This is a genomic window from Sphingosinicella sp. SM1-17 (assembly GCF_056821765.1).
Genome location: NZ_JBPDIO010000001.1, coordinates 923,871 through 943,153, shown reverse-complemented (window position 1 = coordinate 943,153; position 19,283 = coordinate 923,871). Strand labels below are relative to the sequence as shown.

22 protein-coding genes are annotated in these 19,283 nt (G+C 65.4%); 15 read left to right on the top strand and 7 right to left on the bottom strand.

Features of this window, described 5'->3' with window-relative positions; translation table 11 throughout:
* Positions 1-10: 10 nt before the first annotated feature.
* Both ACRYLT_RS04760 and aceB read left to right on the top strand, forming a co-directional pair.
* Entirely contained in the window at positions 11-208 is a 198-nt protein-coding gene (locus ACRYLT_RS04760; protein ID WP_482662960.1) for a DUF4170 domain-containing protein, read from the top strand.
* The gene (aceB, locus tag ACRYLT_RS04755; protein ID WP_482662959.1) at positions 205-1,782 is read left to right on the top strand and encodes a malate synthase A; all 1,578 of its coding nucleotides are present in this window, start codon (positions 205-207) and stop codon (positions 1,780-1,782) included. Before ACRYLT_RS04760 ends, aceB begins: the two co-directional genes overlap by 4 nt.
* 51 nt (positions 1,783-1,833) lie before the next feature.
* Here the strand turns inward: aceB and rplT are convergent, their stop codons facing one another.
* Together rplT and rpmI are read right to left on the bottom strand one after the other, a co-directional pair.
* Positions 1,834-2,199, bottom strand: coding sequence for a 50S ribosomal protein L20 (gene rplT, locus ACRYLT_RS04750; protein ID WP_482662958.1), 366 nt, complete (start codon positions 2,197-2,199; stop codon positions 1,834-1,836).
* A gap of 14 nt (positions 2,200-2,213) precedes the next feature.
* Complete coding sequence (rpmI, locus tag ACRYLT_RS04745) at positions 2,214-2,417, bottom strand: 50S ribosomal protein L35 (RefSeq protein WP_166092132.1); 204 nt, start codon at positions 2,415-2,417, stop codon at positions 2,214-2,216.
* A 307-nt stretch (positions 2,418-2,724) separates the two neighbouring features.
* On the opposite strand from rpmI, the gene ACRYLT_RS04740 reads away from it, so the two are divergent.
* The gene (locus tag ACRYLT_RS04740; RefSeq protein WP_482662957.1) at positions 2,725-3,027 is read left to right on the top strand and encodes a PspC domain-containing protein; all 303 of its coding nucleotides are present in this window, start codon (positions 2,725-2,727) and stop codon (positions 3,025-3,027) included.
* 105 nt (positions 3,028-3,132) lie between these two features.
* On the opposite strand, the gene ACRYLT_RS04735 is transcribed toward ACRYLT_RS04740, so the two are convergent.
* Complete coding sequence (locus ACRYLT_RS04735) at positions 3,133-4,068, bottom strand: ribose-phosphate pyrophosphokinase (RefSeq protein WP_482662956.1); 936 nt, start codon at positions 4,066-4,068, stop codon at positions 3,133-3,135.
* A gap of 208 nt (positions 4,069-4,276) precedes the next feature.
* Here ACRYLT_RS04735 and gltX point away from each other — a divergent pair, with 208 nt between their 5' ends.
* From gltX to ssb, 11 genes are all read left to right on the top strand, one after another.
* Positions 4,277-5,617, top strand: coding sequence for a glutamate--tRNA ligase (gene gltX / locus ACRYLT_RS04730; protein ID WP_482662955.1), 1,341 nt, complete (start codon positions 4,277-4,279; stop codon positions 5,615-5,617).
* A 125-nt stretch (positions 5,618-5,742) separates the two neighbouring features.
* The gene (locus tag ACRYLT_RS04725; RefSeq protein WP_482662954.1) at positions 5,743-6,414 is read left to right on the top strand and encodes an energy transducer TonB; all 672 of its coding nucleotides are present in this window, start codon (positions 5,743-5,745) and stop codon (positions 6,412-6,414) included.
* A 153-nt stretch (positions 6,415-6,567) separates the two neighbouring features.
* Positions 6,568-6,792, top strand: a complete 225-nt coding sequence (locus ACRYLT_RS04720) for a hypothetical protein (RefSeq protein WP_482662953.1) — start codon at positions 6,568-6,570, stop codon at positions 6,790-6,792.
* Entirely contained in the window at positions 6,789-7,772 is a 984-nt protein-coding gene (gene ribD, locus ACRYLT_RS04715) for a bifunctional diaminohydroxyphosphoribosylaminopyrimidine deaminase/5-amino-6-(5-phosphoribosylamino)uracil reductase RibD (protein ID WP_482662952.1), read from the top strand. Before ACRYLT_RS04720 ends, ribD begins: the two co-directional genes overlap by 4 nt.
* Positions 7,773-7,811: 39 nt before the next feature.
* Positions 7,812-8,423 carry a riboflavin synthase gene (locus tag ACRYLT_RS04710; RefSeq protein ID WP_482662951.1) on the top strand — a complete coding sequence of 204 codons (612 nt, stop codon included), beginning with the start codon at positions 7,812-7,814 and terminating at the stop codon, positions 8,421-8,423.
* Between the two features lie 43 nt (positions 8,424-8,466).
* Positions 8,467-9,753, top strand: a complete 1,287-nt coding sequence (ribB, locus tag ACRYLT_RS04705) for a 3,4-dihydroxy-2-butanone-4-phosphate synthase (RefSeq protein ID WP_482662950.1) — start codon at positions 8,467-8,469, stop codon at positions 9,751-9,753.
* Position 9,754: 1 nt separating this feature from the next.
* Positions 9,755-10,174 carry a 6,7-dimethyl-8-ribityllumazine synthase gene (gene ribH / locus ACRYLT_RS04700; protein WP_482662949.1) on the top strand — a complete coding sequence of 140 codons (420 nt, stop codon included), beginning with the start codon at positions 9,755-9,757 and terminating at the stop codon, positions 10,172-10,174.
* 32 nt (positions 10,175-10,206) lie between these two features.
* Entirely contained in the window at positions 10,207-11,100 is an 894-nt protein-coding gene (locus ACRYLT_RS04695) for a DMT family transporter (RefSeq protein WP_482662948.1), read from the top strand.
* 7 nt (positions 11,101-11,107) lie between these two features.
* Positions 11,108-11,767, top strand: a complete 660-nt coding sequence (locus tag ACRYLT_RS04690; protein WP_482662947.1) for a COQ9 family protein — start codon at positions 11,108-11,110, stop codon at positions 11,765-11,767.
* Between the two features lie 63 nt (positions 11,768-11,830).
* Entirely contained in the window at positions 11,831-13,774 is a 1,944-nt protein-coding gene (locus ACRYLT_RS04685; protein WP_482662946.1) for an FTR1 family protein, read from the top strand.
* A 59-nt stretch (positions 13,775-13,833) separates the two neighbouring features.
* Complete coding sequence (ssb, locus tag ACRYLT_RS04680; protein WP_482662945.1) at positions 13,834-14,334, top strand: single-stranded DNA-binding protein; 501 nt, start codon at positions 13,834-13,836, stop codon at positions 14,332-14,334.
* A 62-nt stretch (positions 14,335-14,396) separates the two neighbouring features.
* On the opposite strand, the gene ACRYLT_RS04675 is transcribed toward ssb, so the two are convergent.
* Both ACRYLT_RS04675 and ACRYLT_RS04670 read right to left on the bottom strand, forming a co-directional pair.
* On the bottom strand, positions 14,397-14,927 hold the full coding sequence (locus tag ACRYLT_RS04675) for a YceD family protein (RefSeq protein ID WP_482662944.1): 531 nt from the start codon (positions 14,925-14,927) through the stop codon (positions 14,397-14,399).
* Entirely contained in the window at positions 14,924-15,439 is a 516-nt protein-coding gene (locus ACRYLT_RS04670; RefSeq protein ID WP_482662943.1) for a ubiquinol-cytochrome C chaperone family protein, read from the bottom strand. Before ACRYLT_RS04670 ends, ACRYLT_RS04675 begins: the two co-directional genes overlap by 4 nt.
* A gap of 118 nt (positions 15,440-15,557) precedes the next feature.
* Here ACRYLT_RS04670 and ACRYLT_RS04665 point away from each other — a divergent pair, with 118 nt between their 5' ends.
* Positions 15,558-16,034, top strand: a complete 477-nt coding sequence (locus ACRYLT_RS04665; RefSeq protein WP_482662942.1) for an outer membrane protein assembly factor BamE — start codon at positions 15,558-15,560, stop codon at positions 16,032-16,034.
* Between the two features lie 12 nt (positions 16,035-16,046).
* Here ACRYLT_RS04665 and ACRYLT_RS04660 read toward each other — a convergent pair whose 3' ends face one another.
* Together ACRYLT_RS04660 and ACRYLT_RS04655 are read right to left on the bottom strand one after the other, a co-directional pair.
* Positions 16,047-18,314: an NADP-dependent malic enzyme gene (locus ACRYLT_RS04660; RefSeq protein ID WP_482662941.1), complete on the bottom strand. Its 2,268-nt coding sequence runs from the start codon at positions 18,312-18,314 to the stop codon at positions 16,047-16,049.
* Between the two features lie 72 nt (positions 18,315-18,386).
* On the bottom strand, positions 18,387-19,262 hold the full coding sequence (locus ACRYLT_RS04655) for a hypothetical protein (RefSeq protein ID WP_482662940.1): 876 nt from the start codon (positions 19,260-19,262) through the stop codon (positions 18,387-18,389).
* Positions 19,263-19,283: the final 21 nt, after the last annotated feature.

The window sequence follows — 19,283 nt, the reverse complement described above, 5'->3', positions numbered from 1 at the left end:
GGAGATTGACATGAGCAAGCGCTATTGGGTGGTCGGCGGGGAATATGAGGGTCCGGAGTTTCGCTCCCTGATTCCCGGCACCGAGAAGATGGTGGGTCCGTTCGAGGATGAGAGGAAGGCCCGCAACGAGTGGATCCGGCTGACCTACGGCCCCCAAACCAGTTCGGCCACGACTCGCTACAGCATCGCTGCCGAGGCCTTTCGATGATCGAGTCGGGTTTGGCCGAACCACCGGCCCGGGTTACAGCGTCGGACGTGGACCGATCCGAAGAGGTGCTGACTGAGGAGGCGCTGGCGTTCGTTGCCGAGCTCCATCGGCAATTCGACGACAGGCGAAGGGCCCTGCTGGCGGCAAGGAGGGAGCGGCAGAAGGCGTTCGACGCCGGGGAGCTGCCGGACTTTCCCGCCGATACCGCGGCCATCCGTGCCGGCGATTGGACGGTGGGCGAGATCCCTGCCGATCTGCTCGATCGGCGCGTCGAGATTACCGGTCCCACCGATCGCAAGATGGTGATCAACGCGCTCAACTCCGGAGCCAAGGTCTTCATGGCCGACTTCGAGGATGCGACCGCTCCCACCTGGAAGAACCTGGTCGAGGGCCAGGTGAACCTGAAGGACCGCTGGCAAGGCCGTCTCCACTTCGACGATCCGGTCAGCGGCAGGCGCTATGCGCTTGGGGCTTCGCCGGCAGTGCTGATCGTCCGGCCGCGCGGGTGGCACCTCGACGAGCGGCACGTCACGGTGGAGGGCGATCCGGTCTCCGGCGGATTGTTCGATTTCGGCCTCTATTTCTGGAACAATGCCAAGGCAGCGCTTGCCGCCGGCTCCGGCCCCTATTTCTACCTCCCCAAGATGGAAAGCCACCAAGAGGCCGCCTTGTGGAGCGACGTCTTCGCCTTTGCCGAGGAAAGGCTCGGGCTGGCGCGAGGAACGATCAAGGCAACGGTGCTGATCGAGACCATAACCGCGGCTTTCGAAATGGACGAAATTCTTCATGCCCTGAAGGAGAATGTCGTTGGCCTCAACTGCGGGCGCTGGGACTATATCTTTTCCTACATCAAGCGACTGGGCCGCTCACCCGATCGACTGACTCCGGATCGGTCCGCCATGACCATGGATAAGGCCTTCCTCGCCGCTTATTCGCTGAAGCTCGTCGAGACGTGTCACCGGCGCGGCGCCTTTGCGATGGGCGGGATGGCGGCGCAGATCCCGGTCAAGGGTGACGAAGCGGCGAATGTGGCGGCGTTCGAAAAGGTCCGAGCCGACAAGATCCGCGAGGTCCGCAATGGTCATGACGGCACCTGGGTCGCGCATCCGGCGCTGGTGCCCGTTGCGCTCGAGGCCTTCGCTGCGATCGACGGACCGAACCAGCTCCACCGCAGGACCGACAGCGGCGTGACGCGCCCGGACATGCTTCAGCTGCACGACGGGCCGCGCACCGAAGCGGGTGTCCGGGAGAATATCCGGGTTGGCGTTCAGTATCTCGCCGCCTGGCTCGGCGGCCGCGGGGCGGTCCCGCTCTACAACCTGATGGAGGATGCCGCGACGGCGGAAATCTGCCGCACCCAGCTTTGGCAGTGGCTCCGATTCGAAGCAGTGCTGGACGACGGACGCCGCCTGACCCGGGAACTGTTCGATCGGCTGCTCGGCGAGGAGATGGAGTCGCTCGCGGCTGCCGCCGGAGAACATCTGGAGGAGGCACAAAGCCTGTTCGCGCAACTCGTCACTGCTGAAGAGCTCACCGAGTTCCTTACCCTGCCCGCCTATCAGCGCCTGAAATGAAAAGGGCGCCGCGGATCGCTCCGCAGCGCCCCCTTCACGACGGGTCCGGCGTCAGCCCTGCTGAGGCAGTGCGCCGCGCGCCTGGGCGACGATCGCCTTGAAGGCATCACCCTCGTGCATCGCGATGTCGGCCAGGACCTTGCGGTCGAGATCGACTCCGGCGAGCTTCAGGCCGTGCATGAACTGGCCGTAGGTAAGGCCTTCGGCCCGAACCGCGGCGTTGATTCGCTGGATCCAGAGCGCCCGGAAAGAGCGCTTCTTCACCTTGCGGTCGCGATAGGCGTACTGGCCGGCCTTCTCGACCGCCTGGCGGGCGATCCGGATCGTATTCTTGCGGCGGCCGTAATAGCCCTTCGCCTGATCGAGGATCCGCTTGTGCTTGGCGCGCGTGGTCGTGCCGCGCTTGATTCGTGCCATGGTCTATATCCTCCTTATTTCAGGCCGTAGGGCGCCCACAGCTTCACCGTCTTCGTGTCCGCGTCGGACAGGACGGTGGTGCCGCGGTTCTGGCGGATATATTTGGCATTGTGGCTGATCAGGCGGTGGCGCTTGCCGGCCACACCATGCTTCACCTTGCCGGTGGCGGTGAGCTTGAAGCGCTTCTTGACGCCGCTCTTCGTCTTGAGCTTGGGCATTTCGTCTCCTTTGCGACATTCAGGAACAGCCACGGCAGCCCTTTCGGCCGGACCGTTCGTCAATTTTCCAAGGCTGGAAAGCAGGCGCCTATATGGGGAGGGACGCCGAAAAGCAAGGTGCGGCCACGCCCCCTCGGTGACGCCCATTGCGACATCCCGCGGTTGATTCCGAACGCGCGCGATCCACTGACAATTGAAACAATCCCGCGACCGCGGCGGCATCGAACAGAAAAGCGCTGCCGGTAAGGGCGCCATCGAGCCCGGGCTGCGATCCGGACGAGGCGAGTGCAGTGGAGTGGAGTGAGTCATGGCAGGTCAGGAAGTGTTTGCCCGCGACGATACGATCTTCGGCGTGTGCGAGGCGCTCGGGCAGGATTTCGGCTTCAGCCCCACCCTCCTGAGGGTGCTGTTCGGCGTGGGTCTGTTCTGGAGTCCGGTGGGAGCGATCGCTCTATATGCGGCGGTCGGAACGCTCGTCGCGGTTTCGCGCTGGCTCGTTCCCGAACCGATGCCGACAGCCGCGACGCTCGTCGCCGGGAGTCCGGCCGATTCCGCCGCAAACGTCAACGATGAAGCACAATCAAGGCCGTTGGACGCGCTTGCCGCCTGACGAGTTTCAGGCGCGGTCGCGATTGAGCAGAAGACGTCACGCACGACGAGCGCTCGGACCGTCGACCGCGAGCAGCCGTGCGGCGTTGACGGCGCGCCTCCTCGATCAGTCGAACAGGCTGGAAACCGAACTCTCGTCGGCGATTCGCCTGATGGCCTCCGCGAGCAGCGGCGCGATCGTCAGGATCCGGAGCTTGTTCGTGGCCTGGACCGCATCATAAGCCGCAATCGAGTCGGTGATGACGAGCTCGCTCAGCACCGACTTGTCGACCCGGGCCACCGCGCCGCCGGACAGGACCCCGTGCGTGCAATAGGCCACGACATCCTCGGCGCCGCCTTCACGGAGGGCCGCAGCCGCGTTGCAGAGGGTGCCGGCCGAATCGACGATGTCGTCGATCAGGATGCAGAAGCGGCCTGAAACATCGCCGATGATGTTCATCACTTCGGACTCGCCGGGCCGCTCGCGCCGCTTGTCGACGATGGCGAGCGGCGCATTGTCGAGCCGCTTCGCAAGGGCGCGAGCCCGAACAACGCCGCCGACGTCGGGCGAAACCACGGTGATCGGCCGTCCTGCGAAACGGGCCTGGATGTCGGCCGACATCACCGGCGCCGCGTAGAGATTGTCGGTCGGAATGTCGAAAAAGCCCTGGATCTGGCCCGCATGGAGATCGACGGAAAGCACGCGATTGGCGCCGGCGACGGTAATCAGATTGGCTACCAGCTTTGCGGAGATCGGCGTGCGCGGCCCGGGCTTGCGATCCTGACGGGCGTAGCCGAAATAAGGCAGCACTGCGGTGATCCGCTTTGCCGACGCGCGTCTCAGCGCATCGATGCAGATCAGCAACTCCATCAGATTGTCGTTGGCGGGATAGGCGGTCGACTGGACGACGAAGACGTCCTCGCCGCGCACATTCTCGTGAATCTCGACGAAGATCTCTTCGTCCGCGAACCGGCGCACGCTCGCCTGGGTGATCGGCAATTCGAGATATTTGGCGATCGCCTCGACGAGAGGCTGGTTCGAATTGCCCGAAAGGAGTTTCATGCCTTGGTCCGCTCTAAGACTTTGCTGTGACACCCCTTAGAGAGGCGGGGCGGCGCGGGAAAGGGGGCAGGCGGCGGGAGCGACGATGAGGGGCCGACCGATGGCAGAGCCGAGGCACGGAAGCGGTCCTGTCCGATCGGCGCGCGGCAGCATTGCCCTTTCCAGCTGACATTGCCGCTCGGGCCCGCCTTGCCTAGAGGCCGAGGATATGACCGTGATCACTCGCTTCGCCCCATCGCCGACCGGCCGGCTCCATGTCGGCAACATTCGGACGGCGCTGCACAACTGGCTTTGGGCGCGCAAGCATGGCGGCAGGTTCATCCTCCGCCTCGACGACACCGACCGGGAGCGCTCGAGCGAGGAAAATGTCGTCGCCATTCATTCGGATCTCCACTGGCTCGGGCTCGACCCGGACGAGGTGCATCGCCAGTCGGCGCGCTTCGACCGCTACGATTCGGCACTCGAACGGCTGGTCGCCGCCGGGCGGGCTTATCCGGCCTATGAGATGGCCCAGGAGCTGGAGCTCAAGCGCAAGGTGCTTCTCGGCCGAGGCAAGCCGCCCGTCTATGATCGGGCGGCGCTTGCGCTCAGCGACTCGGACCGGGCGCGGCTCGAGGCCGAGGGCAGGCGGCCGCACTGGCGCTTCAAGCTCGACCATGATTCCGCGATCGAGTGGAACGATCTTGTCCGCGGCCACCAGCAGCTCGATCCGACCCTGTTGAGCGATCCCGTCATTCGCCGCGAGGACGGCAGCTGGCTCTACATGCTGCCAAGCACCGTCGACGATATCGAAATGGGAGTCACCCATGTCGTCCGCGGTGAGGATCATGTCACCAATACCGGTCTTCAGCTGCAGATGTTCACGGCGCTTGAGGCGGAGCCTCCGGTCTTCGCTCACGAGGCGCTCCTCACCGGCTCGGAAGGCAAGCTTTCGAAGCGGCTGGGCTCGCTCGGCGTGGAGTCCCTGAGGGAATCCGGAATCGAGCCGATCGCGCTGCTGGCGAAGCTGGCGCGAATCGGAACCAGCCTTCCGGTCGAGCCGGTCATCGAGCCGGAGCCGCTCATCGAAACCTTCGATTTCGCGACGTTCGGCCGAGCGCCGGCCCGGTTCGATCTCGACGAGCTGGGCGCGCTCAATGCCCGGATCGTTCACCTGCTGCCCTTTGATCGGGTCCGGGACCGCCTCCCGCAAGGCATGGGCGAGGCGGACTGGTCGGCCATCCGCCCCAATCTCAAGACCGTCGCGGAGGCGGGCCAATGGTGGGAAATCCTGCACGGCCATGTCGAGCAGGCAGCCAGCGAGGAAGATCGCGACTTCCTGGCTCTGGCGGCGGAGACGGCTTCGGCGATCGAATGGTCCGAACGGCCGTGGCAGGACCTCGTCGCCCGGCTGAAGGAAGCGAGCGGTCGGTCAGGCAAGGCCTTGTTCCTGCCGCTTCGCCGGGCCCTGACCGGCCGTGACAGCGGGCCGGAAATGGCCGTGCTGCTGCCGCTGATCGGCAAGGCCGAATCGGTGGAGCGCCTTCGCGCTGCAGCCGCCCGGCCCTGACATTCGCTCTCGATCGATCCAGCGCCGAGAAATCGGTTATAGAATAACATGACGTGATGGTATATCATCAGAGCAGCCGCTGGGTCGGCGTTCGGCCCGTCGGTAATGCACTGAGGAGAAGAGCGATGGCCGAAGGAGGATATTATCAGCCCAAGCGAATGAGCCCCAGCAGCCTGGCGCTGGTGGTGCTTTTGCATGCGGGAGTGCTCGGAACCGTCATCATGATCAAGGGCCCCGAGTTCGTCCGCAAGTCGGATCCCACAATCATCTACGACGTTCCCGTGCCACGGGACCCTGAGCCGAGACCAGAGCCGCAGCCGCAGCCGAAAGACCAGCGTCAACCGCAACAGCCAAGCCTGGTCGACCTCACGCCACGGGTGATCGATCGACCCAGCGATCAACCTGCCTTCGACGATCGTCCACTTCCGCCACTCCCTCCGGTTGGAGAGGTCGGCGACCAGATCGTGCCTTCCCCACCCGCCGAGCGGCCGCTGCCGCCGCCGCCGGTCAGGACCGAGGCCGAATTCGATCCCCGCTACATCGACGATCTGCAGCCGCCCTATCCGCCTTCCGAACAGCGGGCCGAGCGTGAAGGCGTTGTTCGGCTCAGAGTGACGATCGGCGCCGATGGACGGGTCAAGGCGGTGGAGAAGCTGAGCGCGACCAGCGATGCCTTCTGGCAGGCGAGCGAGCGCCACGCCCGGGCCCGCTGGCGGTTCCGGCCGGCAATGCTGGACGGTCGTCCGGTCGAGAGCCGGAAGGTCCTCACCTTGACGTTCCGGCTTCAGGACCTCTGATCTCCGGGCAAGGGGTGGCGGTGGCCGCGGGGGCGCATTATCTTTGCCGTCATGCCCCTGCCCCGCCCCGCCTCTCCGCGCGTTCTTTGGAACGACCTACGCGCCTTTTGGAAGGAGAGGCCGCGGCACCAATGGATCGCGGCGCTGCTTTCGGTGCTGATGCCGATCGGAATTCTCGTCGCCTTCTATGTGGACGGCCAGACCAATCTCACGCCGCGTCAGACCATCTATTATGTCGAGAGCTGGCCCGCGGATCGCTCGGACGAGGAGATCAAGGCCAAGCAGAAAGCGGACATGGAGGCGCGCCGGGCGAGGGAAGAGCAAAGGCGCCGCGAATTCCAGCGGCTTGACGAAAATCTCAATCGGCTCGGAATTTGAGCGAGGCCGTCAGCGAGGACGAGCGCTGGATGGAGGCGGCGATCGCGCTCGGCGAGCGCGGTAGAGGGCGGACGGCGCCCAATCCCCATGTCGGCTGCGTTATCGTCAGAGACGGGGAGGTGGTCGGCCGCGGCTGGACCCAGCCGGGCGGGCGACCTCACGCGGAGGCCGTGGCGTTGGAACAAGCCGGCGACTCGGCCCGAAACTCCACTGTTTACGTGACTCTCGAGCCCTGTGCGCACGAAAGCCGGCGCGGTCCGGATTGCGCCGGACTGCTGGCCGCGGCCGCCCCGGCGCGGATCGTCGTCGCTGTCGTCGATCCGGATCCGCGAACCAACGGGCGCGGGCTGGAGCGGCTGCGGTCGACCGGAACGGAGGTCGCCGTCGGGATCCTCGCCGACGCTGCGGAACGTTCGCTGGCCGGATTCCTGAGCCGGGTCCGCCGGAGGCGTCCGTACATCACCTTGAAGCTCGCCATGTCACTGGACGGCAAGATCGCGCTTCCGTCTGGTGAAAGCCGCTGGATCACCGGCGAGGATGCGCGTGCCCATGTCCACCTGGAGCGCGCGCGGTCGGACATGATCCTGGTCGGACGCGGCACCTACCTGACCGACTCACCCCGCCTTGATGTCCGGCTCCCCGGACTGGAGGATCGGTCGCCTCGCCGCGCGCTGTTGACCCGGGGAGAAGCGGTGGAAGGTTGGACCCGGCTCGGCGCTCCGGAAGAAGTCTTCGATCTTGCCGACGTCAACGACCTGCTCGTCGAGGGCGGCTCGGCGACGGCGACCGCCTTTCTCGCCGCGGACCTGGTCGACCGGATGCTGATCTACCGAGCGCCAATCCTGATCGGTGCGGGCAAATCGTCGGTCGGCTATATCGGTCTCGACAGCCTTGCCGATGCCCACCGGCGGTGGCGACTGACGGAAACTCGGCTGCTTGGCATCGACCGGCTCGAAGTCTACGAGCGCGATCGGGTCTGACGCCCCCTACAGCGATCACAACGACAAAGGGCGAAGTGCATGTTTACCGGGATCATCACCGATGTGGGACGGATCGAATCCGTCGAGGCTCGCGGCGATCTGCGACTGCGCATCGGCTGCGGCTATGACATGGCGACCGTCGATCTTGGGGCTTCGATTGCTTGTTCCGGAGTCTGCCTGACCGTCGTCGACAAGGGGGACCGCTGGTTCGCCGTCGATGTTTCGGCCGAAACGCAGAGCCGCGCCGCGCCGGGCATGTGGGTGCAGGGCGCGCGCCTCAATCTCGAGCGGGCGCTTCGGCTCGGCGACGAATTGGGCGGTCATATTGTCACGGGCCACGTTGACGGTATCGGCCAGGTCGAGGGAGTCGAGCCTGTCGGCGACTCATTGTCGCTCAGCATCGCTGCGGCAGGGGACATCGCCCCTTATGTGGCGCAGAAGGGATCAATCGCCCTCGACGGCGTGTCGCTGACGGTCAATCGCGTCGAGTCGGACCGGCAGGGCGTGCGCTTCGGAGTCAATATCATCCCCCACACGGCCGCTCAGACGACCTTCGACGATGTGCGGCCTGGACGGCAGCTCAACATCGAGATCGACGTACTGGCCCGCTATATCGGGCGAATGCTTGAGGTTCGCAACGCTTCGATGTGATTGCCTGTTGCGGCATCACACGCGAATGTGATAGGCGCCGCCCATGAGCACCATTCTGATCGAGCGCCTGGTCGAAATCGTCTCGACCGGTGAGATGAGCCGGGCCGGCCTTGCCCGCGCCGCCGGCCTCCACCCCAATTCGCTGCGCAGGCTCGGCGAAGACGACTGGAATCCCACCGCCGACACCCTGCTGAAGCTGGAGCGCTTCCTTGCCAATGGAAGCCGGGGAGTCATGGCAACGGCCGAACAGATCATCGACGAGGCGCGGAACGGACGCATGTTCATCCTCGTCGATGACGAGGATCGGGAGAATGAAGGCGACCTGGTCATTCCCGCCCAGATGGCGACGCCCGAGGCGATCAACTTCATGGCGCGCCATGGCCGTGGGCTGATCTGCCTTGCGCTCACGAAGCAGCGCATCGACCAGCTCGGTCTTCCGTTGATGCCACGCCACAACGACAGCCGGCTGGAGACCGCTTTCACCATCTCCGTCGAGGCGAAGGAAGGGGTGACCACCGGCATATCCGCGGCCGATCGCGCTCGGACCATCTCGGTTGCGATCGACGCTTCGAAGGGCCCGGAGCATCTCGTCACTCCGGGACACGTTTTCCCGCTGGTTGCCCGCGACGGCGGGGTACTGGTTCGCGCCGGCCACACGGAAGCGGCGGTGGATGTTTCCCGTCTCGCCGGTCTCAATCCCTCGGGCGTGATCTGCGAGATCATGGGCGACGACGGAAGCATGGCCAGGATGGATGACCTGATCGCCTTCGCCCAGCTGCACAATCTGAAGATCGGGACGATTCGCGACCTGATCGCCTATCGGCTCAAGAAGGATCGCCTGGTCGAGCAGGTTGCCGAAGCGCAGTTCGAAAGCCGCTGGGGCGGGCTTTGGACGGCCAAGACCTTTCTCAACAAGGCTTCGGGCACCGAACAGATCGCCCTGGTGAAGGGACGGATCGATGCCGAGCAGCCGACGCTCGTCCGGATGCACTCGCTGAGCCTGTTTGCCGACGCCTTTGCGGAGGCCAATGAGCGCAGCGGATTGCTCGAAGGATCGATGAAGGCGATCGCGGCCGAAGGTTCGGGAGTCATCGTCGTCATCAATCGGCCGATGCCGGACGCCCTCAGCCAGGCGCTCAAGGTCCGGTCCGGCCAGGCGGCACAGCGCGACACCGAGCAGCTCCGCGACTATGGCGTAGGCGCCCAGATCCTCGCAGCGCTCGGAGTTCACGACATGATCCTCCTGACCAACAGCCATCACACCCCGGTGGCGCTGGCCGGCTACGGACTGACTATCGTCGGCGAACGGCCGATCCCGACGGTCTGCTGAAATGGCGCGGATCCTGATCGTCGAGGCCCGCTTCTACGGGCATCTCAATGACATGCTCCTGCAGGGGGCGCGCGAAGTCATCGAAGCGGCGGGCCACAGCCACGAAACCGTGACCGTGCCGGGTGCGCTTGAAATCCCCGGGGCTGTCGCGATCGCGGTCGAGAGCGGGCGGTTCGACGCCTATGTCGCGCTGGGTGTGGTGATCCGCGGCGAAACCTATCATTTCGAGATCGTCGCTGGCGAAAGCGCCCGGGGGCTGATGGCGCTGACCCTCGACGGCGTCGCCATCGGCAACGGCATTCTTACCGTCGAGAACGAAGCCCAGGCGATCGCCCGCGCCAGCCCCAACGACAAGAACAAGGGCGGCGAGGCGGCGAAGGCGGCCTTGGCGATGCTGGAGCTGCGCGACCGGCTCGCTTGACCCCAGGCCTGGCCGGTTCCAAGCGCGCGACCATGCCCGGCGCCGCTCCACCCCGCTTCGCATTTCCGGCGCTCCTGCTTGCCAATCTCGTTCTGGCACTCGGGCCGTGGCTGGTTCGGATGACGGATGTGGGGCCGGTTGCCGCCGGCTTCTGGCGTCTGTCGCTGGCGATCCCCGTCCTCGGCCTGTTGGCGCTTCGCCAGAGCCGGAGCGGGCCCTATCCCGGCTGGGGGCTGATCGCCGCCGTTGCCCTCGGCGGCCTCTTCTTCGCCGCCGATCTCGCCGCCTGGCACGAGGGGATCGAGAGAACCAAGCTGGCCAATGCGACGTTGTTCGGCAACTTCGCCAGCTTCCTCTTCGCCATCTACGGCTTCATTCTTCTGCGTCGGCTCCCGGCCGCGACTCAGGGCGTGGCGCTATTCCTGGCCGTGAGTGGGGCCGTGCTCCTGCTCGGAACGAGCTTCGAGCTCTCCCGCGACCATTTCACCGGCGACCTCTTTTCGCTGCTCGCGGCCTTCTTCTACGCGCTCTACCTGGTGATGGTCGACCGCGCCCGCCGAGCGATGGGTGCCTGGCAGGTACTCGCCGTCTCGACCGCGGCGGGGGCGCTCCCGCTTCTCCTTTTCTCGATCGCGCTCGGCGAACAGGTGCTCCCGGGCAACTGGACCCCGGTCCTGCTGCTGTCGCTCAGCAGCCAGCTCGTCGGCCAGGGACTGCTCGTCTACGCCATGGGCTATCTTTCGCCGGTCGTGGTGGGCCTCTGCTTCCTCACCCAGCCTATGGCTTCGGCCCTGATCGGCTGGATCGTCTATGACGAGCGCCTGTCCGCAATGGACGGCGCTGGCGCCCTCCTGATCTGCGCGGCCCTCGTCCTCATTCGGTTGCCGTCCGGAAAGGTTGCAACCAACGCCCCACCGGCTCATTGAGGCGCTGATGCTCGATCCGCGCGAAATGACCCTCGACGAGCTGCGTTCCGCTCTTGCGCCGCTGATCCCCGGCCATGCGACGTTCGACGGCTGGTCGGACGAAGCGCTTGCCATGGCCGCGAACGAGCTCGGGGTTCCACCTGAACGGGCGCGGCTCGCCTTTCCGGGCGGGCAGCCGCAAATGATCGACGGCTGGTTCGACTGGATCGACAAGGCCATGCTCGACGCCTTTCCGCCCGAGCGGATTGCGGCGATGAAGATCCGCGAACGGATTCGCGAGCTGATCCTGTTCCGCTTCGAAAGGATGCGGCCGCACCGCGAGGCGCTTCGGCGAGGATTGTCCATTCTCGCCATGCCGCAGAACGCGCTCGACGGCGCCCGGCTCGCGTGGCGATCGGCCGATCGGATCTGGAGAGTCGCCGGGGACAGCGCGACCGACTTCAATCATTATTCCAAGCGAGCGATTCTGATCGGCGTTTACGGATCCGCCACTCTGGTCTTCCTCGACGACGACAAGGAGGATCTCGCCGATAGCCGCGCTTTCCTGAACCGCCGGATCGACGACGTCATGCGGTTCGAGAAGTTCAAGGCAGGCTGGCGCGGAACCGGCGAACGCCTGCCTTCGCTGAGCCGGTTCCTCGGGCGACTTCGCTACCCCGTCGTTTAGACCTCTATTGATAATCGTTCGCAAGAACGTTAGGCCAACCCCTCATTCCTGCCTGGGGGACGGATGCCTCTTCGCCTGCTCTCGCTGACTCGGCGCCTCATGCCGCTCTGTCTTCTCGCCGCCCTGTGTCTTGCGTCAGCCGCCAGGGCCGACAGCTCGGCGGTTCAGACGACATGGCGCCTGCTCGACTATATCGCCGTCGATTATCGCGGTGCCGTTCAGGACGGCCGGGTGATCAGCCAGCTGGAATATGACGAGATGCTGGAATTCACCGGTTCGGTGCGCGAGCGGCTGACTCAACTGCCCCAGCATGCGCAGCGGCCGACACTCATCGCGGAAGCGGAGCAGCTTCAAACCGCGGTTGAGCGACGCGCCGCGCCGGCTGACGTCGAGCAACGGGCGCGAAGCCTCGCCGCTCGGCTTCTCGCCGCCTATCCGGTGCCTCTCGCTCCGGCGACAGCGCCGGATCCGGCCCGAGGTGCCGAGCTTTACGCCCAGCAATGCGCCTCCTGCCACGGTGCCGACGGAAGCGCCCGAACGCCGCTGGCCGAAGGCATGGATCCGCCCCCAATCGCCTTTACCGACCGCGAACGGGCGAGCGAGCGCAGTCTTTTTGCGCTGTACCAGGTGATCGATCAGGGGCTTGAAGGAACGGCGATGCAAAGCTTCGGCCATCTGCCGGCCGAGGACAAATGGGCGCTGGCCCTTCATTCGGGCCGCTTCGCCTATCCCGAGGCCCTGGCGGAGCAAGGCCGGCAGATCTGGGAAGCAGAGGCTGCCATTCGCGACCAAATCCCCGATCTCGAAGCGCTCGCCGGATTGACGCCCGCGACCCTCGCCGCCGCGATCGGCGAGGATCGGGCAAATGCCGTGATCGCCTATTTGCGCGCGAATCCGGAGGTCGTATCCCGAACGAGCGGCGGCCAGCCGCTCGCCGTGGCCCGCGACCTGCTTCGTCGCGGTCTCGCCGCCTATCGAGCCGGCGATCGTAGCCAGGCGCAGGAACTGATACTCGCTTCCTATCTTGAAGGGGTGGAGCCGGTCGAGGCCCTGCTCAATGCTCGCGACCCGCAGCTGGTCGCCGACGTCGAGCGCGAGATGGGCGCGCTGCGGGCAGCCATTGGCCGCCATTCGCCTGCGGAGGATGTGGCCGCCCGGACGGAGCGGCTGCTGGCCCTGTTCGGCCAGGCGGATGCTGCGCTTGCGCCGGAAGCGGGGAGCAGCGCATCGACCTTCCTCGGCGCCTTCGCGATTCTTCTCCGCGAAGGGCTCGAAGCCCTGCTGATCGTGATCGCGATGATCACTTTCCTCATCAAGGCGGAGCGCCGGGAATTGCTGCGCTACGTTCACGCCGGCTGGGCCGCGGCGCTCGTCGCCGGAATTGCGACCTGGTGGGCGGCAAGCCATCTCTTCACGATCAGCGGCGCCGACCGCGAAGTGACCGAAGGCTTCGGAGCCTTGCTCGCGGCGGTCGTGCTGCTCTTCGTCGGGATCTGGATGCACGGCAAGGCCCAGGCCGGTGCCTGGCAGCGCTACGTCCAGGAGAAGCTCGATCGCGCGCTCAGCCGGGGCTCGGCCTGGCTGTTGTTCGGCTTGGCCTTCGTTGCGGTCTATCGCGAAGTGTTCGAAACCATCATCTTTTACGCCGCACTCGGGGCTCAGGGGCAGGAAGGCGCGATGCTCGGCGGGATTGCCGTCGCCGCCGCTCTGCTGGCCCTCATCGCCTGGGCGATGCTTCGCTACAGCAAGCGACTGCCCATAACCAAATTCTTCCAGTACAGCTCGGTGCTGATCGCCGTTCTCGCCGTCATCCTCGCGGGGAAAGGGTTCGCCGCCCTTCAGGAGGCGGGGCTGATCGGCGTCACTCCGCTGCTCGCCTTCCCGCGGAGCGAGATCCTCGGGCTCTATCCCACGCTCGAAACGGTGGTCGCGCAGCTCGTCACCGCGCTTCTCCTTGCCATGGGGTTCCTGCGCTCGCGCCGTGCTGCCGCCGCCGCCATGGCTTGACCCGCTTGGCGGCGGGGAACGGTTGTCCTATGCGGTGAGCCTGGATCGAGGAGAATGAAATGGCGGGCGTGAACAAGGTCATCCTGGTCGGCAATCTCGGCGACGACCCGGAGGTGCGCTCCCTCAACAATGGCGGCGAGGTCGTGAACCTTCGAGTCGCCACTTCGGAGAATTGGAAGGACCGTGACGGCAACCGCCAGGAACGGACCGAGTGGCACCGAGTGGTCATCTTCAACGAGAATCTCGGCCGAGTCGCGAAGCAATTCCTTCGCAAGGGCTCCAAAGTCTATCTTGAAGGGCAGCTTCAGACCCGCAAGTGGACCGACAATTCGGGCCAGGACCGTTATTCGACCGAAGTCGTCCTCCAGCGCTTCCGCGGCGAACTCGTCCTGCTCGACAGCCGTGGCGGTGGGGGAGGCGGCGGCGGCGGTGCGGGCTTCGGCGATGATTATGGCGACAGCTTCGGCGGTGGCTCGAACGAGTTCGGCGCGCCTTCGCGGCAGCCGTCACGGCCGCAGCCAGCGTTCGATACCGACCTGGACGACGACGTTCCCTTCTAAGGACGTGCGAACTGCATGGACTCGGGCAGGATCTTGCGCCGACTGGCGGCGCTTGAACCTGTCTACGATCCTTTGAGCTTGTCCCTCAGTGCAGCCAGGGAACCGAACGGCCCGGCTTCTTCCTCCGTTTTGACCCCGGCCTTGCGGAGGGCTTCTTCCGCCCCGGGCGAGCGAGGATAAGGATTGAGGCTCAGAGCCAAAGTCTCGGCGACGGCTTCACCGAGATCGACCGCCGCTTCGTCATAGAAGACGACGTCCATCTCGCTTTCGCTGAGCTCCACTTCCTCGTCGGAGCTCGTCCCCTCGGGATGCGGCCGAAAGACGATGTCGAACGGCTCGTCCAGGCGGTCCTCGACCGGCTCCGAAGTGGCGACGCAGCTTTGAACGACTTCGGCTTCGAGCCGGCCTTGTGCGATGACTTCGCTGCCCCTGCGCTTCAGCGAGGCTTCGGCCTTGAGCTGCGCGATCGACTGCAGCCCGAACCGCCGGGCGAGTGCGACCCGCTCCTCTTCACCGGCCTCGATCGTCATCTGTCGCGGCGTTTCACCCAGAGTGTCTACCCGGATCCTGCGGCTGAACTCGGGGACGGTCACAACTCGCCCTTCATCAACTGAGCGAGGGAGCGGGCATAAAGCGCCTGTTGAAACCGGCCGAGAGCTTCGCTCACCCGTTCGACGGCTTCCTCGGTGGGCGGCGACTCGTGAAAAATGTTGCGTCGAACCGCCGTGGCGAAGGCCTCGCTGCCGGGCTCGGCACCGCGAAACGCCGACAGCCTTCCGCCAAGCGCGCTGACCATCTTCCCCAGATGCTTTCCCACGACATAGTCGCCGATTCCAATCTGTCGCAGGGTTCCATCCATGTCGTCGATGAAGACTTCCGTCAGGAGAACGGACGGGCCCTTGCCCGCTTCGCCTTCGGCCTCCAGCCGGATGAGCACCAGCGCGGTCAGCGCGGCCAATATGTCGAAACGGCCGTCAAGCGAGTCCGGCACCTGGCCTTCCCGATACCAGAGGGGATCCCGGCCAGCGGAAACAATCGCCCGGTAGAGGGGCTGGAGCGCTTCGCGCTGCTTCGTTTCGCCGAAAATGCGCTGCAAGAGGGACAAGGGACTTCCCGTTGGAAAATGGGGCGGCTTGCGCCGGTTAGGCGATGTTCATATTGGAAGGGCTAGTCAAGTGCGGCGCCCCGTCGGGCCGGCAGCACGATCAGGAGAATCGACCAAGATGAGCTTCCGGCAAGGATCACGCGTCGCCCTCGCGGCCATTTTCGGTGCCGCCTTGCTGGGCGGTTGCGCCTCGATCCGCGATCATCAGGGTCATGTGCTCGACGAAACGCTGGTGACGGCGATCCAGCCTGGCGTCGATAATCGCGATTCCGTAGCCGGGACGCTCGGTCGGCCCACCTTCGTCGGGCAGTTCGACCAGCGCGACTGGTACTATGTTTCGCGCGAGACGAAGCAACTGGCGTTCAACATGCCTCGCCCGACCGAGCAGACCGTTCTCCACATCCGATTCGACGAGGCCGGCAACGTCCAGCAGGTCAATCGTACAGGGCTCGAGCTGGTCACCCGGATCGACCCAAGCAACGAAAGGACGCCGACGCTTGGCCGACGGCGCAGCCTGTTCGAAGAGCTGTTCGGCAATATCGGCGCAGTCGGTCAGGCCGGTCGCGGCGGCCAGACCGCCGACAACCCGCAATAACGTCGTTCTCGGCTACTGAACGATCCGGCCGGCGGCGAGCACCGCAAGAGTCACCAGGTCCGAAGCCGTCGCCGTCATCGGGGCGATCTGAACATTCTGCTTCATGCCGACCAGCATCGGCCCGATCACGGCGTCTCCGCCGAGTTCCTTGACCAGCTTGGCGGAGATGTTCGCGGTCTGCAGGCCCGGCATGATGAGGACATTGGCGGGGCCGGTCAGCCGGCTGAACGAATAGACTCGCTGAAGCGAGGGGTTCAGCGCAACGTCCGGCGCCATCTCGCCCTCATATTCGAAATCGACGTCCGACCGGCGGTCCATCAGCTTCACGCCTTCGCGGATCCGGTCCAGATAATTGCCTTCGGGATTGCCGAAGTTGGAGTAGGACAGGAACGCGACTCGCGGCTCATGACCCATTCGCCGCGCCACCTGGGCGGTGTGAATCGCAATCTCGACGAGTTGCTCCGGAGTCGGCCTTTCGGTCACGGTGGTGTCCGCAATGAACACGGTATGGCTCTGTCCGACGAGGACGTGGATCCCGAACGGCGTCACTCCGTCCTTCGAATCCAGAACCCGCCGAACTTCGCGCAGGCTCTGGGCGTAGGTGCGGGTGACGCCGGTGATCATCGCATCGGCCTCGCCGATCGCGAGTAGCGAAGCCGCGAAGATGTTCCGGTCCTGCTTCACCATCCGATCGGCCTCGCGAGCCAGATAGCCGCGGCGCTGGAGCCGCCGGTAAAGCAGGTCGGCAAGCTCCGGAACGCGCGGATAGTTGCGGCTGTTGAGAACCTCGTACGATTCCGGATCTTCGACCCCGAGCGCGCGCAGCCGGTCGTGAACATCGTCGCGGCCGACCAGCACCGGAACGCCATAACCGCCGTCGCGGAAGGCGATCGCCGCTCGAAGCACCACATCTTCCTCGCCCTCGGCGAACAGGACGCGGCGCGGATTGGCCCGGGCCGCTTCGTAGGCGAGGGTCAGCACCGACGTCGTCGGATTGAGGCGGGCGCGCAGCGTGGTGCGGTAGGCCTCCATGTCCTCGATCGGCTTTTGCGCGACTCCGCTGTCCATCGCCGCCTGGGCGACGGCCGCCGGGACGACTTCCATCAGGCGGGGATCGAAGGGGGCGGGAATGATGTAATCGGCGCCGAAGCTCTGGGCGCGGCCGCCATAGGCTGCAGCGACTTCTTCCGGCACTTGCTGCCGCGCGAGATCGGCGAGAGCCTGGGCCGCCGCGATCTTCATCTCGTCGTTGATGGTGGTCGCTCGAACGTCGAGCGCGCCGCGGAAGATGAATGGGAAGCCGAGCACGTTGTTGACCTGGTTCGGATAGTCGGACCGGCCGGTGGCGATGATGGCGTCGGGCCGCGCCGCCTTGGCATCGGGGGGGGTGATCTCCGGATCGGGATTGGCCATGGCGAAGATGATCGGCCTGGGCGCCATGTCCTTCACCATTTCCGGCTGCAGCGCGCCGGCGGCGGAAAGGCCGAGGAAGACGTCGGCGCCGACCAGCGCCTCCGCCAGCGTGCGCGCCTCCGTACTGGCGGCATGGGCGGACTTCCACTGGTCCATCCCGTCCTCGCGCCCCTGATAAATGACGCCCTTGCGGTCGCACATGATGACATGGTCGTGGCGGACGCCCATTGCCTTGATCAGTTCGGTGCAGGCGATCGCTGCCGCTCCGGCGCCGTTGACGACCACTCGAACGTCCTTGAGGTCGCGGCCGGTGAGGTAACAGGCGTTGATCAGACCGGCAGCGGTGATGATCGCGGTTCCATGCTGGTCGTCGTGGAACACCGGGATGTTCATCCGCTCGCGAAGACTCTGTTCGATGATGAAGCAGGCCGGAGCGGCAATGTCCTCCAGGTTGATCCCGCCGAAGCTCGGCTCCAGCAACGCCACGGCGTTGATGAAGGCGTCGACGTCTTCGGTCGCGAGCTCGAGGTCGATCGAATCGACATCGGCGAAGCGCTTGAACAGCACCGCCTTGCCTTCCATCACCGGCTTCGAGGCAAGGGCGCCGAGATTGCCGAGGCCGAGAATGGCGGTGCCGTTGGAAATCACCGCAACGAGATTGCCCTTGGCGGTATAATCGTAGGCACTGGCGGGATTCTCGGCGATCGCTCGAACCGGGACCGCGACTCCCGGCGAATAAGCGAGGCTGAGGTCGCGCTGGGTCGCCATCGGCTTGGAGGCGATGATCTCGATCTTGCCGGGCCGGCCGCCGGCGTGAAACTCCAGCGCCTCGGCTTCGGAAAATTTGACGTTGCTTCCCTCGCTCACCGGCGCCCTCCTTGTTCTGCAGCCGCTGTAGGCCGTCAGGCGACGCGGGGGCAAGCCTGCGCCGATTGCTGTCTAGAAACTGATCCCCGGACGGAGGACCAGCTGGAAGAATGCGAGGAGGAGCAGGGCTCCGGCGCCGAGCCAAGGCAGCGCGGCCCCCGGCCGGGGAGGCCCGCCCGCTGGGGCGGTCGGCCGCCAGGCGCCCGCTTGCAGCCAGGCGGCGGCGAACCAGCTTGCAAGCAGTGGCCAGAACAGGACCTCCACCGGCTCCCGCGGGATTCGATATGGGATGATCAAAGGCAGTCCGATCAACGCCGGCAGGGTGGCCGACCTGAGCAGGAATCGCCTGGGGTCGAGCCCGTCGGGCAACAGCGCCAGGAAGGTTCTTCTGAGCCACAGAACCGATGGCGGGAGGGCCGCCAGTGCGGCGAGTCCGATCAGGGTCTTGGAACCGGTATCAAGTCCCAGAAAGTCCATTGCCCGACCGGTATCATTCTGCGGCAGCGCGGCGCCGAGCGTGAACTGGGGCAGCGACTGGGCAAGCCCGTGATAGGCCATCCAGATCGCGAACAATCGGAAGCCCTGATTGCCCGATCGCGCGGTGCGCAGCCAGAAGAGAAAGCCCAGGCCCGTCAACAGGATGGCGAAGGCGCCGGTCCCTTGGAAGAGTTCGGCGAGCGGGTGCTCGCCTTCCCAATCGTGATTGTTGTGGAACAATGTCGGGGTGAGACCCGGAGTGAGAGCCTTTGGAAGGACGAGAAAGACCTCCTGGACGAAGAAGGTGAGATTGAAGGCGAGGACATAAGCGAGCGTCGAGGCAGCGCTCAGCCGCCAGTCCAGGACGGCCCTACTTGGCGGCGGCCGGTGCAGCGGCCCGGCGAGTCGAAGAGCGGCCGGTCCGACCACCAGCGCGAGGCCGAACGCGACGAGGGCAAGGGTCGGGTCCATCAGCAGGTTCGATAATGGCAG